This is a genomic window from Roseburia yibonii (assembly GCF_014297335.1).
GTDB lineage: Bacteria > Bacillota > Clostridia > Lachnospirales > Lachnospiraceae > Roseburia_D > Roseburia_D yibonii.
Window position 1 is genome coordinate 205,730 of record NZ_JACOQH010000002.1, and the last position, 16,699, is coordinate 222,428.

Consider the following 16,699-nt stretch of genomic DNA (forward strand, 5'->3'; position numbering starts at 1 on the left):
GAAATAGAAAGAGGATTTTATGAGGGAATTAACAGAAGTAAAAATGAGTACTCCGGTTCCGGAAATGGAGCCGCAGCGCCAGTTCTACTATATGGAGGTCGCAAAGGAATATGTGCGGCAGTTAGAGGAAAAAAAGGGCAGAAAACTGACCTTTCATGTCTCGACGTTCGGATGTCAGATGAACGCGAGAGATTCCGAAAAGCTGACCGGTATCCTCGAAACGATCGGGTATGTGGAGACAGATACCGAAGAGGCGGACTTTGTGATCTATAATACCTGTACGGTGCGGGAAAACGCGAATAACAAGGTGTATGGAAGACTTGGTTATTTGAACGGGTTTAAGAAAAAGGATCACGACATGATGATCGCACTCTGTGGTTGTATGATGCAGGAAGAAAAGGTCGTTGAAAAGATAAGGTCAAGTTACCGTTTTGTGGATCTGATCTTCGGAACACATAATATCTATAAATTCGCAGAACTGCTGGTACAGGCGTTAGAAGCAGACCGGATGGTCGTGGATGTATGGAAGGATACGGACAAGATCGTGGAAGATCTTCCAGTGGAACGGAAATATTCCTTTAAGTCCGGTGTCAATATCATGTTTGGCTGCAACAACTTCTGCAGTTACTGCATCGTTCCGTATGTCCGCGGAAGAGAGCGGAGCAGAGAGCCGAAAGACATCATCCGCGAGATCGAACATCTGGTGGAGGACGGCGTTGTTGAGGTCATGCTCCTTGGGCAGAATGTCAATTCCTATGGAAAAAATTTAGAGCATCCGGTTACGTTTGCGCAGCTTTTACAGGAAGTGGAAAAAATCGAGGGACTCGAGCGGATCCGTTTTATGACCTCGCATCCGAAGGATCTCTCGGATGATCTGATCGAAGTGATGAAACATTCGAAAAAAATCTGTAAACATCTGCATCTTCCGTTGCAGTCCGGCAGTTCAAGACTTTTAAAGATCATGAACCGCCACTATACCAAAGAGCAGTATCTGGAGCTGGTAGAAAAGATCCGTGCGGCAGTGCCGGATATCGCGCTTACCACAGACATCATTGTAGGATTTCCGGGTGAAACCGATGAAGATTTCATGGAAACCATGGATGTCGTGGAAAAAGTCGGCTATGACAGCGCGTTTACCTTTATCTATTCCAAACGTACCGGAACACCGGCAGCGGAGATGGAAGATCAGGTACCGGAGGAAGTGGTGAAGGCGCGTTTTGACCGCCTGCTTGCGCGGGTACAGACGATCGCGGCACAAAAAGCCGGAGCACTTACCGGAAAGACCATGGAGGTGCTGGTGGAGCATATCAATGAGCAGGATTCCCATCTGGTGACGGGAAGATTATCCAATAATTCTACGGTGCATCTGCCGGGAACCGAAGATATGATCGGAAAACTGATCCCGGTATACTTAAAAGAATGTAAAGGATTTTATTATCTGGGTGAGGCAGTTGAATAAAAAACGTTTTGGAAAAAATGATCTGCTGCTGATCGGGGGACTGATCGCGGCAGCGGTTGTGCTCTTTTTGATCCGGGGGATCTTTCATGGAACCGCGGGCGCATATGTGGAAGTGACCGTAAACGGGGATGTGTATGGAACATACGCATTAAAGGAAGATCAGGAAGTTTTGATCCGACAGAATGGCAGAGTGACAAACACACTCACGATAAAGGACGGAAAAGCGGATATGATAGATGCGGACTGCCCGGATCTGTTGTGCGTACACCAGAGGGCAATCGACAAAGAAGATGAAACGATCGTATGCCTGCCGAACAAGGTGGTCGTAAAGGTCGTTGGAGCAAAACAAAAGAGTGATCTGGACTCTGTCGCAGGGTGATAACTATGAAGACAAGAAAAATTGCATACCTTGGGGTATTTCTGGCGCTTGCGCTGATCTTAAGCTATGTGGAATCACTGATCCCGTTTTACTTTGGCATACCGGGTGTCAAACTGGGGCTTACCAACCTGATCGTGGTGGTCATGCTTTACTGCACCGGGACAAAGGAGGCGTTTGGTGTTTCCGTGGCGAGGATACTGCTGGCGGGGTTTCTGTTTGGAAACCTGTTTAGCATCCTTTACAGTCTGGCGGGCGGCGTGCTCAGTTTTATCGTAATGTGTCTGCTCAAAAAAACGGGCAGATTCCATGTGATCTCGGTCAGCGTCACGGGCGGTATCTCACATAATATCGGTCAGCTGATCGCGGCGGCATTCGTGGTGGAAACCTACGATATCTTTTATTACATGCCGTTGCTTCTGATCGCCGGTGTTGCGACCGGGTTTGTGATCGGCATGCTGGCACAGGAATTTATCCTGCGTTTTGAAAAACAGTTTCATTTTTAAAGGAGAAAAACTATGTATTCCTATATCAAAGGCGAATTGGTTGAGATCGCGGAAGATCTGATCGTCGTAGAGGCGAATAATATCGGCTACAATATCCATGTGCCGGGACAGGTATTATCCTATCTGCCGGAGCGTGGAAGTGAGGTAAAGATTTATACCTATCTCTACATACGGGAAGACGCCATGATGCTTTACGGATTTCTGACAAGAGATGACCTGAATGTGTTTAAACTGCTGCTCGGGGTATCCGGTATCGGACCTAAGGGAGCGCTTGCGATCCTTTCGGTCATGACGACGGATGACCTGCGTTTTGCAGTGCTCGGGGATGATGAAAAGACGATCGCCAAGGCTCCCGGAATCGGGGCAAAGACAGCAAAACGCCTGATCCTGGAACTGAAGGATAAATTAAAGCTGGAGGATGCGTTTGAGAGTGCCCTTGAACATAATGGAGAAAGCGGCAGTGCGCCGGGACAGGGTACCAATGCGGTGAAAAACGAGGCGGTACAGGCGCTTACAGCACTGGGCTATTCTTCGAGTGAGGCCCTAAAGGCGCTGCAGAACGTGGAAATTACGGATGGTATGGACGTGGAAACCGTGCTGAAACAGGCATTAAAACAGATGGCGTTCCTATAAAAGGAGTTTTACATGGAAAAAAGAGTGATCTCAACACAGCTGCAGGATGAAGATATTAAGATTGAAACCAATCTCCGCCCGCAGACGCTGGATGAATACATCGGACAGAAAAAAACAAAAGAAAAGTTAAAAGTCTATATTGAAGCAGCAAAGCAGCGGGAAGAGCCGCTGGATCATGTGCTGTTTTACGGACCTCCGGGACTTGGTAAGACGACGCTTGCGGGGATCATCGCCAACGAGATGGGAACACATATCAAGATCACTTCCGGGCCGGCGATCGGAAAACCGGGCGAGATGGCGGCGATCTTAAGTAATCTCCAGGAGGGAGACGTCCTCTTTGTGGATGAGATCCACCGTCTGAACCGTCAGGTAGAAGAAGTGCTTTATCCGGCAATGGAGGACTATGTGATCGATATTATGATCGGAAAGGGCGCGACCGCGCGTTCAATCCGTCTGGATCTGCCGAAGTTTACGCTGGTGGGCGCAACGACCAGGGCAGGACTTTTATCGGCACCTTTAAGGGATCGTTTCGGCGTGGTACATCATCTGGAATTTTATAATGTGGAGGAACTCACCACGATCATCGAACACTCGGCGCATAAGCTGGAGGTGGAGATCGAGCCGGATGGCGCGTATGAGCTTGCCAGACGTTCCCGTGGAACGCCGCGGCTGGCAAACCGTCTGTTAAAGCGGGTGCGTGATTTCGCGCAGGTCAAATATGACGGCGTGATCACCAGAGAGGTGGCATCTTTTGCACTGGATCTGCTCGAAGTGGACAAGCTGGGGCTGGATCAGAATGACCGCAACATCTTGCTCACGATCATGGAAAAATTTTCCGGCGGGCCGGTGGGGCTCGATACGCTTGCGGCGGCGATCGGTGAGGACGGCGGTACGATCGAAGATGTGTATGAGCCGTATCTGGTAAAGAACGGATTTATCAACCGGACACCAAAGGGGCGTGTCGTGACGGATCTGGCTTACCGCCATTTCGGGATGACAAGATAAAAGAGTTGTCTTTCCGGGGAAAACACTTTATAATAATACAATATGGAAAATAAAGGGGGCTTTTTATGTCATCCAAAACGAGTGCGCAGGTTATCATTGGCGGAAGAGTATATACATTAAGCGGTTACGAGGAAGAAGCGTATCTGCAGAAGGTGGCATCCTATTTAAACGGTAAGCTTGAGGAGTTTAAGGGAATGCCGGATTACACAAAGCTGTCCGGTGACATGAAATCCGTTTTGCTGGAACTGAATATCGCGGATGATTACTTTAAGGCAAAAGCACAGGTAGAACGCCTTGAGCGTGAACTACAGCAGAAAGAAGACGAAAGCAGTGATCTGAAAAACGAACTGGTATCCAGACAGATCGAACAGGAACGAAATACCAAGGCATATGAGGAACTTGAGGCGGAGAACCGCAGGCTTCTTTTGGAAAAAACAAAGCTGGAAGCGGCATTGGAGCAGAATGCTGCGACAGAAAATAAAGAAGAAAAAGAATAAAACAAAAAGGGGACAGAAATCGGAATGCGTCTGTCTCTTTCTTGTTATGGAGATATTTTATGGAAAAACTGGAACTTTTGGCTCCTGCGGGATCGCTTACAACATTAAAGGCGGTGGTAAACGCCGGGGCGGATGCGGTCTATCTCGGAGGCGAGATGTTTGGGGCGAGAGCCTATGCCAATAATTTTACAAAAGAGGAGCTTTTTGCGGGGATTGATTATGGACATCGCCATGGCAGCCGGGTCATTCTGGCAGTAAATACGCTGTTAAAGGAAGAAGAGATAAAGGATCAGTTATACGATTATATCCTTCCCTATTATGAGTACGGGATCGATGCGCTGATCGTGCAGGATCTTGGCGTGATGGACTTTTTGCATGCACAGTTCCCGGATCTTGCGCTTCATACCAGCACGCAGATGACGGTTACCGGTGCGGAGGGCGCAAAGCTTTTGGTGGAGCACGGGGTATCCAGGATCGTGATGGCGCGTGAACTTTCTTTTGCGGAGATAAAAAAGATACATGAAGCGGTGGATGTGGAACTCGAAGGCTTTGTGCATGGCGCGCTCTGTTACTGCTATTCGGGTCAGTGTCTGTTAAGCAGTATGCTCGGCGGAAGGAGTGGAAACCGCGGACGCTGCGCACAGCCATGCAGGCTTCCCTATGAAGTGCTGGATGAGGCGGGCAGACGTATTGGAAAAGCGGAAAATTATGTTTTAAGTCCAAAGGATCTGTGTACGATCGACCATATCCCGGAGCTTGCGGAGTGTGGCCTGTATTCTTTTAAGATCGAAGGCCGTATGAAACAGGCAGAGTACGCGGCGGGTGTGGTAAGTGTTTACCGGAAATACATGGATCGATATCTTTCCTATGGAAAAGAGGGCTACCTGGTATCCAAAGAGGATAAACAGAAACTCTTTGATTTTGGAAACCGCAGTGGATTTACAGATGGTTATTACCTCAGACATAACGGAAAAGAGATGATCACTTTTGACCGGCCGGGACATACCAAGGGCGGCGAAAAGTTACAGGAGCAGATCCGAAAGACTTATATCGAAACCGATAAAAAAGAAGCAATCTCTGGAAAACTGGTATTAAAGAAGGAGCATCCTGCCTGTCTCACGGTGGGGACAAAGGAGCATACGGTAACGGTATCCGGCGAAATCGTCCAGCAGGCGGTAAAAAGACCGATGACAGAAGATACGGTCCGGGAGAAAATAAAGAAGACCGGAAATACGCCATATCAGTTTGACGAACTGGAAATTACGATGGATCCCGATATCTTTCTTCCGGTCGTGGCGTTAAACCAGTTAAGGCGTGAGGCGTTAGAACAGCTTATGGCTGCGGAGACGGCAAAAGACCGGAGAGAAGCGCCGGCACAGGTTTCTTATCAGACATTTACAGCGGGTGTCGGGGAAGAAGCGGCGGAATATGAATCCGGAAACGCACCGTATCTCGCGGTTTCGGTGGAACAAAAACAGGCGCTTGAGGCGGCACTGCATACGGACTTCATCCGGCGGATCTACCTTGACGGCGGCATGCTGTTTCCGCCGGAAGACGGGAAAGCATTGCAGCGTGCGGTAAGACAGATCAGGAATGCCGGGAAAGAGGCATACTATGTATTTCCGATGATCTTCCGGAAACGCACGAAAGAACGGTTTGCCGCAAACTGGGAAACGATACAAAGTGCCGGTCTCGATGGATTTTTGATCAAAAGCTATGATGCGCTTGGATTTTGCAGAGAACAGGGTGTTCCGGCAGAAAAGATGATCCTCGACCATAATATGTATACCTGGTCAACAGCCGCGAGAGCGGCATACCGCAGTGACGGGATACGATATGATACCGCGCCGGTGGAATTAAACAGGCATGAGCTTTCAGAGCGCGTAAATGCCGGAAGTGAGCTGATCCTGTACGGCTATCTGCCGCTGATGGTCAGTGCGCAGTGCGTACATGCCAATACGGAAAAATGTGACCATACGCGATGCGTCCGTTATTTAAAAGACCGGTATCATAAGCGGTTTGCGGTGAAAAATAACTGTAATGACTGTTATATGGTTCTTTATAATTCAAGCCCCCTGTCACTGATCCATCAGAAGCGGGAGATCGACCGCATGGGATTTGCGGGCTATCGTCTCTGCTTTACCAATGAGACAGAAAAACAGGTAAAAGAAGTGCTCGTGATGTATCAAAAGCTGTGGATGGAAGGGAAAAAAGCGGAGGATATCCCTTATCTTTCGGATTATACAAACGGGCATTTTAAACGTGGAGTAGAATAAAAGTTATGTTAAATCTGATTACAGAAATTTCAAAATATCTGATCATATGTCTGGCGGCATTTTACACCTATGAATGTTTTGCGGTATTTCGGAAAAAATATGGTGATTTTGAGCGGAAAAAAATATATAAAAGGCAGATGGCGTGCGTATATCTCATCCATCTGGACGCGTTTCTCGTACTGTTTGCGGCAACGCTCAATCTGGAAATGATCGGAATGTATCTGGTGCAGCTGATTTTTTTCCTGTCGTTACATTTCGGTTATACCGTGGTCTATAAAAACAGCAACCGTCTGGTGCTGAACAATATGTGCATGCTTTTGATGGCGGGCTTCGTCATCCTGACCAGGTTAAATTTTGACAAGGCGAAAAAGCAGTTCCTGATCGCGGTGATCTCAGCCGGAATTACGTTTTTCATTCCGCTCATCATAAGGAAAGCGCGGGCACTGCGCAAATTTACCTGGATCTATGCCGGGATCGGTATTGCCCTGCTTGGAGTTGTGGCGATCGCGGGCGCGGTCAGTTACGGTGCCAAGATCTCCTTTACGGTTGCGGGCATTACCCTGCAGCCATCCGAATTTATCAAGATCCTTTATGTGTTTTTTATCGCCGGAATGTTTTATGAGTCAACCGAATTTTCACAGGTGGTAAAGACAACCGTGATGGCGGCGCTGCATGTGCTGATCCTTGTGGTATCAAAAGATCTCGGAGGAGCATTGATCTTTTTTATGGTCTATCTGGTCATGCTTTATGTGGCAACCCAAAGACTCCTTTATTTTTCGGGCGGCCTGGCGGCGGGAGCGGCTGCGGCAGCAGTGTCCTATAAAATATTCCGCCATGTCCGTGTCCGTGTCGTGGCATGGAAAAATCCGCTTGGAGTGATCGACAATGAAGGCTATCAGATCTGCCAGTCCCTGTTTGCGATCGGAACCGGCGGATGGTTTGGAATGGGACTGTATCAGGGAGTGCCGGGGACGATCCCGGTGGTAGAGCAGGATTTCGTGTTCTCTGCCATTGCGGAAGAACTCGGCGGGCTCTTTGCGCTGTGTCTGATTTTGATCTGCGTGAGCTGTGTGCTGATGTTTTTTAACATAGCCATGCAGATGCGTGACGTTTATTACAAATATGTGGCGGTCGGACTTGGAACCGTCTACGGTTTCCAGGTATTTCTGACACTTGGCGGTGTGACGAAATTCATCCCGTCCACCGGTGTCACATTACCGTTTGTCAGTTACGGTGGAAGCTCCTTATTATCTACATTTATTATCTTTGCGATCATTCAGGGGCTCTATTTAAAGAAAGAAGATGAAGGTGAATACCATGAAAAAAGACAGAGGGAATACAAAGCGCAGACCACGAAGAGAAAACGGAAGAAAACAGGATTCGACCGGGAGCTGGAAGAATTCTAAAAACCGGGAACTGGTCGTGGTCACCTATCTGTTCGTCGCTCTGTTTGTGGCGCTGATCGGATATTTTGTTTATTTTGAGGCAGTAAAAAGCGAAGTCTTTATCAACAGTTCCTATAACAAAAGGCAGGATCTGTTTGCAAAGACCGTAGTCCGCGGTGAAATTTTAGACCGAAACGGAGAAGTGCTTGCGAAAACAGTTGTGGGGGAAGACGGAACGGAGACGCGTAAATATCCGTACGGAAAGATTTTTGCGCATGTCGTCGGATATGCGACAAACGGAAAATCCGGGATCGAGTCGTATATGAATTTCCGGCTTCTTACGTCCCACGCATTCATCCTGGAGCGGCTCGGCAATGAGTTCAAAGGAGAAAAAAATACCGGTGACAATGTGGTGACAACGTTGGATTTAGATCTTCAGCAGACGGCTTACGATGCACTTGGAAGCCACAACGGCGCAGTGATCGTATTAGAGCCGTCAACCGGAAAAATACTCGCGATGGTTTCAAAACCGGATTATGATCCGAATACCATAGCGGAGAAGTGGGATAGCATCACTTCGCCGGACAACACAGAGTCGGTGCTTTTAAACCGAGCAACACAGGGATTGTATCCGCCGGGATCTACCTTTAAGATCTTTACTACACTGGAATATATCCGTGAAAATTCAGATTATACCAGCTACCGGTTTACCTGCGACGGGGAACTCGAAAAAGAAGATACCGTGATCCACTGTTATAACAATGATGTACATGGAGAGGAAGATCTGCTTTCCTCATTTTCCAATTCCTGTAATTCCTCCTATGCAAATCTGGGACTTATGTTGAATCCGGTGAAATTTACGGACACCTGTGACTCGCTGCTGTTCAATCAGAAGCTTCCGTATGCGTATGGTTATAAACAGAGCAGTTTTTCACTGGAAAAAGACGCTTCCACGCATGACATCATGGAAACTGCCATTGGGCAGGGGGAGACGCTTGTCACGCCGCTTCATATGGCACTTGTCGTGTCTGCGATCGCAAACGACGGTGTGCTGATGAAGCCATACCTGATTGATCATACCGAGAACTATGAGGGAAAAACGGTAAAGGAATATTCTCCCTCTGAATATGGAACACTTTTAAAAAAAGAGGAAGCCGAGACCATGCAGAATTTTATGCAGACGGTCGTGCAGGAAGGAACCGGGCGGAAATTAAAAGGACAGAGTTATACGGCGGCAGGAAAAACAGGATCGGCGGAATACAGCGACGCGGATGATTCAAGCCACGCATGGTTTGTCGGTTACGCGCACAGAGAAGATAAGACCGATATCGCGCTCGCGGTCGTAGTGGAGGGCGCAGGCGCCGGAAGCACTTATGCGGTTCCTGCGGCAAAGCAGATCTTTGACGCATATTACAGCAGATAGGCGGTTGACCGGAAACGGTTTGTTTCCTTGCAAGATAACCGGAAAAGAGGTATACTAACCTTAGTTTATCTATTTTAACCACATCAGGAGGAATTGCAATGATCGAAGCAACAAGCTGTGGTGGTGTGGTAATCTTTCGGGGAAAGATACTGGTTCTTTACAAAAATTACCGGAACCGATACGAAGGATGGGTATTGCCCAAGGGAACCGTAGAGCAGGGCGAAGAGTATAAAGATACTGCGCTCCGCGAGGTGCGGGAAGAGACAGGGGTCAGTGCTTCCATTATTAAATATGTAGGAAAGAGCCGCTATTCCTTTACGGTTCCGGAAGATACCGTGGAGAAAGATGTTCACTGGTATCTGATGATGGCAGACAGTTATTACAGCAAGCCACAGCGGGAAGAATTTTTTGTGGATTCCGGATATTATAAGTTCCATGAGGCATATCATCTGCTCAAGTTCGCGAATGAAAAGCAGATTTTGGAGCAGGCGTATCAGGAGTATCTGGAATTGAAACGCAATAATTTATGGGGAAACCATAAATATTTTTAAAACAGGTTCGTGGGTATGAGGACTTTTCATGAAATGGTATAAAAATTTATATACGGGAGAGAGCGTTGCGCACAGGAAAAACCGCATCAAATGGAAGATCATCCACAATGCGGGACAGATCGGGATCTATGTGATCGCGCTACCGTCCAATGAAAAAAATCTGTTAGATCTGATCCCCGCGTGGGAACTGATGCAGAAACATTATCCGAAAAAGCAGCTTTATATCATAGGACTTGCGGGAGATTATGATGAGGCAGTCACACTTGCGGCAATGATCGTCTGTGAGGCTTACGCGAAAACGGGAAGTTTTTGTGTGGCGGACTATCTCGGAGAAAACAAGACCAAAAAAAAGGAGGAGACGCAATGCACATCCTCCTTTTAATCTTAAAGATCATCGGGATCCTGCTTTTGATCCTTCTCGGACTTTTGCTCCTTTTTGTTCTGGCGGTGCTTTTTGCGCCTGTCCGTTACCGGGCAGACGGGACGCTTCTTGAGAAAAAGAAAGCGGATATTTCGGCAAACTGGCTGCTTTTTGTGCTGCGCGTGGCATGCAGTATAAAAAACGGTGAGGTCACAGCGTGTGTGCGGCTGTTCGGGATACCGGTATTTATTTATCCGAAGCGGAAAAAACAGAAAGAAAAACAGACAGATACCAAGCTTCCAGATGAAACAACAGAAATAGAAAAAGAAATCGCATATTTCACAGAAGAAAAGAAAAGCGATGCGGACAGTGTCCCGAAGCTCCCGGAGCTTCCGGAGAATGATCCAAAAGAACAGAAGAAAAAACAAAAAGCGAAGCATCGGAAAAAAAGAGATTTCCGGCGTATGCTGACAGAAATATGGCAGAAACTAAAACAGATCATAAAAAATCTTGCACATATAAAAGAGATGATTTATGATGAAAGTAACCGGTCGGCTTTTTCCCACGGATGCGCAGAGATCCGGTATCTGCTGCGCCACTTTGGACCGAGGAAGCTAAAAGCGGATCTCACATTTGCGACAGGAGATCCCGCGCGGACGGGACAGCTTCTCGGCGTGATCTGTATTTTCCCGGTGATATATCGGAATGAGGTCAGCATCGTGCCGGATTTTGAGACAGACGATTTTTACATCAGGGGGACGTTTTCAGTAAAAGGGCGGATCCGCCTGATACATGCGCTTGGCAGCGGAATCCGCATCTGGCGTGATAAAAACATACGAAAGATCATTCGAAAGATCAGAAAATAGTAAGCAGGAAACAGGAGGAAAACAACATGGCAGAAAATAATACATTTAATCAGACAGTAGAATCCTTATTCAAAGGAATGGACAGCTTTATTACAACAAAAACGGTAGTCGGGGACGCGATCCATATTGGAGATACGATCATTCTGCCGCTGGTGGATGTCTCTTTCGGTGTTGCGGCAGGGGCGCTCACGCAGGAGAAGAAAAACAACGGAGCCGGCGGAATGGGCGGAAAGATCACACCGAGCGCGGTTTTGGTGATCCAGAATGGAACCACAAAGTTGGTGAATATCAAAAATCAGGATGGCATCACAAAAGTGCTTGATATGGTGCCGGATTTTGTAAACCGTTTTACCGGAAAAAAAGAAGAAAGCAATTCCGCAAATGATGCGATCGTAGATGAGGACGCAAAAAAGAAAGCGGGAGATGAGATGGAAGAGATCTTATCGGACGCGGTATCCGGAAAAGAGACCGATCCCAAAAACGCATAACAGCCGGTATCAGAAAATAAGAATGGGCATATCTTAGTAATAAGATATGCCCATTTGGTGTAATGTCATGAAAAGAGTCTGTGGTTTTGCATTGTTCTTCGTGGCGGTAGGAATGATCCTCATGCTTCTCATCGCCAACGAGATGATCGGGATACTGATGATCTGTGCCTGTCTGGTGATCGGATATAATCTGTTCTGCTGTTAAGATAAGAAGAGAAGAGCGGAAAAATAAGCACTAAAAAAGAACTGCCGCAATCGACAGTTCTAATTTTCTAAGCTCTTTCAACTTTTCCGGATTTCAAACAGGAAGTACATACATAAAGTGTCTTCGGAGTTCCGTTTACTTTACATTTTACAGATTTGATGTTTGATTTCCACATTCTATTCGATCTTCTATGAGAATGGCTCACATTGTTTCCGTAATGAGCGCCTTTTCCACAAACTGCACATTTTGCCATCGCCAGCACCTCCTTGGAATATACTAAACCTGCTGTCGCGCAGGCTCACAACGTGTATATAATAACAGAAACCAATATAAAATGCAAGGAAAAATTTGAAAAAATTATAAAATCCTGAAATTGCTGTTTCTTTTTTGCAAAAAACAGGTTATAATATATCACATACTGGATTCAGTGCAGTGGGCATTGTGCAACCGGTAAGATATATGGAGGGCAAATTATGAGAGGACAAATGGAAACTCAGTATGGAAAAATCGTAATCGATCCAGACGTAATCGCGACTTATGCCGGCTCAGTGGCAGTAGAGTGTTTCGGAATTGTCGGTATGGCTGCTGTAAATATGAAAGATGGCCTTGTAAAACTGTTAAAGAGAGACTATCTCACACACGGTATCAATGTAGTTGTAAATGCAGACAACAAAATCACGATTGATTTTCATGTGATCATTTCTTATGGCGTTAGCATCAGTACCGTATCTGATAACCTGATTGAGACAGTAAAATATAAAGTAGAAGAATTTACGGGAATGGAGCTTGAGAAGATCAACATTTTCGTAGAGGGTGTCAGAGTAATTGATTAAGGAGGATTTTTAAGTTGGAAATCAATACAATAGATGCGTCCGTTCTGGCGAAGATGTTTCTGGCTGGAGCCAAAAATCTGGATGCAAAGAAAGAATGGATCAATGAATTGAATGTATTTCCGGTACCGGATGGTGATACCGGAACCAATATGTCGATGACGATCATGTCTGCCGCAAAGGAAGTGAGCGCACTTGAGAATCCGGACATGAAATCCCTTGCAAAGGCAATTTCATCCGGTTCTTTAAGAGGAGCCAGAGGTAACTCCGGTGTAATCTTATCCCAGTTATTCCGTGGATTCGCCAAGGTGATCGCGGAGTATGACGTGATCGATGTCAATGTACTCTGTGACGCACTTCAGAAAGCAGTCGAGACTGCTTACAAGGCGGTTATGAAGCCGAAGGAGGGTACGATCCTTACCGTTGCAAAGGGCGGAGCGGATAAGGCGTTAGAGCTGGTCGATGAGACCGATGATCTGGTATTCTTTATCGAAGAAGTGATCAAAGAGGCAGACCTGGTACTCGCAAAGACCCCGGATATGCTTCCGGTCTTAAAACAGGCAGGTGTAGTGGATTCCGGCGGACAGGGACTCGTTCAGGTCTTAAAGGGCGGACTGGACGCACTGCTCGGCAAGGAGATCGACTATACGATCGAAGGTGCCGCACCAAAGAAGCAGACGGCTGAGAGTGCATCGAATCCTTATATTGACGCACAGGCAAATCAGGAGATCAAATTTACTTACTGTACACAGTTTTTGATCATGCTGGATAAACCGTTTAGCAGCAAGAAAGAAAATGAATTCAAATCCTATCTGGAATCCATCGGTGATTCTATCGTTGTGGTAGCGGATGATGAGATCGTAAAGGTACATGTACATACCAATGATCCGGGTATGGCAATGCAGCGTGCGCTGACCTATGGAAGCCTGACTACGATCATTATCGAAAACATGAAGCTTGAGCGGGATGAGAAAGTTTCCGCCATGAAAGAAAAAGAAATGCAGGCGGCAGGTCTCCCGGAAGACAAAACGGAAGAGACAGCAGAAGAAAAGACACAGGAAGAGCCAAAAGAGATGGGATTTATCTCTGTATCGATCGGAGAAGGGATCAATGAGATCTTCCGTGGACTGGGCGTTGACTATATCATCGAAGGCGGTCAGACCATGAACCCGAGTACGGAAGATATGTTAAATGCGATCGAGAAAGTAAACGCAAAGAACATCTTTATCCTGCCGAACAATAAGAACATCATTCTGGCGGCGAATCAGGCAGTTTCTCTGGTAGAAGATAAAAATATCTTTGTCATTCCGACCAGAACCGTACCGCAGGGTATTACCGCGCTCATCAATTATATTCCGGAGTCATCCGCGGAGGACAATGCGAAACGTATGACAGAGGAACTTGATAATGTAAAGACCGGTCAGGTGACTTATGCAGTCAGAGATACCGTGATCGATGACAAGCAGATCAGACAGGGCGATTACATGGGAATCGGCGATAAGACGATCCTCTCTGTCGGAGCTGATATGGAAGCGGTGACCAAGGATATGGTTGCGCAGATGTTAGACGAAGAATCTTCCATTATCTGCATCTACTATGGCGCTGAGACAGACGAAGAAGCGGCAAATAAGCTGGCAGAGGACATTCAGGAAGACAATCCGGATGTAGAGATCGAGGTTCACTTTGGCGGACAGCCGATCTATTACTATGTGATTTCAGTAGAATAACAGGAGAACAGGAATGGAATTAAATTCGCCGATTCGGGAACTCAAAGGCATTGGCGAAAAAACAGAAAAACTGTTTCAAAAGATAGGAGTATACACCTTGCGTGATATACTCCTTCATTATCCCCGGGATTATGTAAAATTTCCAGAGAGAAAATACATAAGCGAGGTGGCTGTCGGCGAGACGGCGGCAGTTGTGGTGCGGATACAGAACACGCCGCTTGTGAGAAAGACACGGAGGATGCAGATCACCACCACACACGCGGAGGCGGACGGGGTGACGATGCAGTTTATCTGGTTTCGGATGCCTTATATCAAAAATATGTTAAAACCTGGAAACGTCTATGTTTTCTATGGAAAAGTCATTGCAAAAAACAAGGATCTTGCAATGGAACAGCCGACTATCTATACGGCAGAACAATATGACAGTGTGGAGAACAACCTGACTCCGGTGTATCCGCTGGCATTCGGGCTGACCAATCACGCGGTGCAAAAGGCGGTGCGCCAGGCACTTGCGTCGGATGAACTGTTAAAAGAGTATCTGCCGGAAGAACTGCTGCAAAAATATGATCTGATCCCGTATGCCGAGGCAATCCGGCAGATCCATTTCCCGGATGATATGGCCCATCTGATCGTGGCAAGACGCCGTCTGGTCTTTGATGAGTTTTTCCTTTTTATCTTAAATATGCGTAAGCAGAAAGAAATTACGCAGAAAGAGGAAAATCCGTTTACACTGGTCGATGATGATTTCGTGGAACAGCTGATCGGCCAGCTTCCGTATCCGCTGACAGGGGCGCAGAAGCATACACTGGAGGAGATCCGCGCGGATGTACACGGAAACTATGTGATGCAGCGTCTGGTTCAGGGAGATGTCGGATCGGGAAAGACGATCGTGGCATTCCTTGCAATGGCGGAGATGGCGCACAACGGACTGCAGTCTGCGATCATGGCACCGACGGAAGTGCTTGCGAGACAGCACTATGAGACGTTTCTGGAAAACTGCAGGCAGTTCGGGCTTGACATACCGGTGATTCTGGTGACAGGTTCCCTTACGCCAAAGCAGAAAAGAGATGCCTATGAGCGCATTCAGCTGTTTCCGAATGCGATGATCATCGGGACAAACGCGCTGATCCAGGAAAAAGTGATCTATCAGAACCTTGCATTGGTCATTACCGATGAACAGCATCGCTTTGGTGTGAAACAGCGGGAGCGGCTGGCATTAAAAGGCTGTCATCCGCATATCCTTGTCATGAGCGCAACACCGATACCGCGTACGCTCGCGATCATTCTTTACGGGGATCTGGATATTTCTGTCATGAATGAAGTGCCGGCAAAGCGCCTGCCGATCAAAAACTGTGTGGTCAACACGGCGTACCGTCCCAAAGCCTACAATTTTATCCAGAAGGAAGTGGCGGCTGGACATCAGGTTTACCTGATCTGTCCGCTGGTGGAGGCAAGTGAAAATTCGGACTGCGAAAATGTGACCGATTATACCGAAAAACTCCGGTCACAGCTGGATGAGCGGATCGTGGTCGCCTGTCTGCATGGAAAAATGAAAGCAGATGAGAAAAACAGGATCATGGAACAGTTTTTAAAAAACGAGATCCAGGTGTTAGTTTCCACTACCGTCATTGAGGTCGGCGTGAATGTGCCGAACGCGACGGTGATGATGATCGAAAACGCGGAACGCTTCGGACTTGCGCAGCTGCATCAGCTCAGAGGACGTGTGGGCAGAGGAGACGCGCAGTCTTACTGCATTATGGTGAACGGATCGGACAGTGGACAGGTATCCAAACGCCTTCAGATCTTAAACAAATCAAATGACGGATTTTATATTGCAAGTGAAGATTTAAAGCTGCGCGGGCCCGGAGACTTTTTCGGGATCCGTCAGAGCGGTGTGATGGATTTTAAACTCGGCGATATTTATCAGGACGCGGAAGTGTTAAAACAGGCGTCCGAGGAATGCGATGCGATCTTAAAGGCTGATTTTTTGCTGGAAACAGAGCAGAACCGTGGATTGAAAGAACGGATCGACAGCTACTGGCAGGAGCAGAGCGGAATGTTAAATCTTTAAAAAAAGAAAAGCTGAAGCGGGAATTTTATCCAAGTTCTGG

18 protein-coding genes are annotated in these 16,699 nt (G+C 47.1%); 17 read left to right on the top strand and 1 reads right to left on the bottom strand.

Going from position 1 to position 16,699, the window contains the following annotated elements; genetic code table 11:
* Window positions 1-19: 19 nt before the first annotated feature.
* From miaB to H8Z76_RS03835, 14 genes are all read left to right on the top strand, one after another.
* Entirely contained in the window at window positions 20-1,459 is a 1,440-nt protein-coding gene (gene miaB / locus H8Z76_RS03770; RefSeq protein WP_022514355.1) for a tRNA (N6-isopentenyl adenosine(37)-C2)-methylthiotransferase MiaB, read from the top strand.
* The gene (locus H8Z76_RS03775; RefSeq protein ID WP_186981705.1) at window positions 1,452-1,838 is read left to right on the top strand and encodes a NusG domain II-containing protein; all 387 of its coding nucleotides are present in this window, start codon (window positions 1,452-1,454) and stop codon (window positions 1,836-1,838) included. The genes miaB and H8Z76_RS03775 overlap by 8 nt, the downstream gene beginning before the upstream one ends.
* A gap of 5 nt (window positions 1,839-1,843) precedes the next feature.
* Complete coding sequence (locus H8Z76_RS03780; RefSeq protein WP_186981706.1) at window positions 1,844-2,341, top strand: Gx transporter family protein; 498 nt, start codon at window positions 1,844-1,846, stop codon at window positions 2,339-2,341.
* 12 nt (window positions 2,342-2,353) lie between these two features.
* Complete coding sequence (gene ruvA / locus H8Z76_RS03785; RefSeq protein ID WP_147618094.1) at window positions 2,354-2,974, top strand: Holliday junction branch migration protein RuvA; 621 nt, start codon at window positions 2,354-2,356, stop codon at window positions 2,972-2,974.
* Window positions 2,975-2,986: 12 nt separating this feature from the next.
* Entirely contained in the window at window positions 2,987-3,979 is a 993-nt protein-coding gene (gene ruvB / locus H8Z76_RS03790; protein WP_022514359.1) for a Holliday junction branch migration DNA helicase RuvB, read from the top strand.
* Between the two features lie 65 nt (window positions 3,980-4,044).
* Window positions 4,045-4,476, top strand: a complete 432-nt coding sequence (gene zapA, locus H8Z76_RS03795; RefSeq protein WP_186981707.1) for a cell division protein ZapA — start codon at window positions 4,045-4,047, stop codon at window positions 4,474-4,476.
* 59 nt (window positions 4,477-4,535) lie between these two features.
* Entirely contained in the window at window positions 4,536-6,752 is a 2,217-nt protein-coding gene (locus H8Z76_RS03800; RefSeq protein WP_186981708.1) for a U32 family peptidase, read from the top strand.
* Between the two features lie 5 nt (window positions 6,753-6,757).
* Window positions 6,758-8,158 carry an FtsW/RodA/SpoVE family cell cycle protein gene (locus tag H8Z76_RS03805; protein WP_186981709.1) on the top strand — a complete coding sequence of 467 codons (1,401 nt, stop codon included), beginning with the start codon at window positions 6,758-6,760 and terminating at the stop codon, window positions 8,156-8,158.
* Entirely contained in the window at window positions 8,070-9,560 is a 1,491-nt protein-coding gene (locus H8Z76_RS03810) for a peptidoglycan D,D-transpeptidase FtsI family protein (RefSeq protein WP_186981710.1), read from the top strand. The genes H8Z76_RS03805 and H8Z76_RS03810 overlap by 89 nt, the downstream gene beginning before the upstream one ends.
* 98 nt (window positions 9,561-9,658) lie before the next feature.
* The gene (locus H8Z76_RS03815) at window positions 9,659-10,111 is read left to right on the top strand and encodes an NUDIX hydrolase (protein ID WP_022514842.1); all 453 of its coding nucleotides are present in this window, start codon (window positions 9,659-9,661) and stop codon (window positions 10,109-10,111) included.
* A gap of 28 nt (window positions 10,112-10,139) precedes the next feature.
* A complete protein-coding gene (locus tag H8Z76_RS03820) occupies window positions 10,140-10,493 on the top strand; it encodes a hypothetical protein (protein ID WP_022514843.1) in 354 nt (117 codons plus the stop codon).
* Window positions 10,475-11,338, top strand: a complete 864-nt coding sequence (locus tag H8Z76_RS03825; protein WP_186981711.1) for a DUF2953 domain-containing protein — start codon at window positions 10,475-10,477, stop codon at window positions 11,336-11,338. Before H8Z76_RS03820 ends, H8Z76_RS03825 begins: the two co-directional genes overlap by 19 nt.
* A 26-nt stretch (window positions 11,339-11,364) precedes the next feature.
* On the top strand, window positions 11,365-11,826 hold the full coding sequence (locus tag H8Z76_RS03830; protein ID WP_022514845.1) for a GerW family sporulation protein: 462 nt from the start codon (window positions 11,365-11,367) through the stop codon (window positions 11,824-11,826).
* A 67-nt stretch (window positions 11,827-11,893) separates the two neighbouring features.
* Window positions 11,894-12,031, top strand: a complete 138-nt coding sequence (locus H8Z76_RS03835) for a hypothetical protein (protein WP_186981712.1) — start codon at window positions 11,894-11,896, stop codon at window positions 12,029-12,031.
* Between the two features lie 67 nt (window positions 12,032-12,098).
* Here H8Z76_RS03835 and rpmB read toward each other — a convergent pair whose 3' ends face one another.
* Window positions 12,099-12,284 (bottom strand): 50S ribosomal protein L28, encoded by a 186-nt coding sequence (rpmB, locus tag H8Z76_RS03840; RefSeq protein WP_147618086.1) that lies wholly within the window; start codon window positions 12,282-12,284, stop codon window positions 12,099-12,101.
* A 220-nt stretch (window positions 12,285-12,504) separates the two neighbouring features.
* On the opposite strand from rpmB, the gene H8Z76_RS03845 reads away from it, so the two are divergent.
* Genes H8Z76_RS03845 through recG form a run of 3 tightly spaced genes read left to right on the top strand, consistent with a single transcriptional unit; the run spans window position 12,505 to window position 16,659 of the window.
* Window positions 12,505-12,864 carry an Asp23/Gls24 family envelope stress response protein gene (locus H8Z76_RS03845; protein ID WP_022514846.1) on the top strand — a complete coding sequence of 120 codons (360 nt, stop codon included), beginning with the start codon at window positions 12,505-12,507 and terminating at the stop codon, window positions 12,862-12,864.
* 14 nt (window positions 12,865-12,878) lie between these two features.
* Complete coding sequence (locus H8Z76_RS03850; protein WP_022514847.1) at window positions 12,879-14,588, top strand: DAK2 domain-containing protein; 1,710 nt, start codon at window positions 12,879-12,881, stop codon at window positions 14,586-14,588.
* A 13-nt stretch (window positions 14,589-14,601) separates the two neighbouring features.
* Entirely contained in the window at window positions 14,602-16,659 is a 2,058-nt protein-coding gene (recG, locus tag H8Z76_RS03855) for an ATP-dependent DNA helicase RecG (RefSeq protein ID WP_186981713.1), read from the top strand.
* Window positions 16,660-16,699 lie beyond the last annotated feature (40 nt).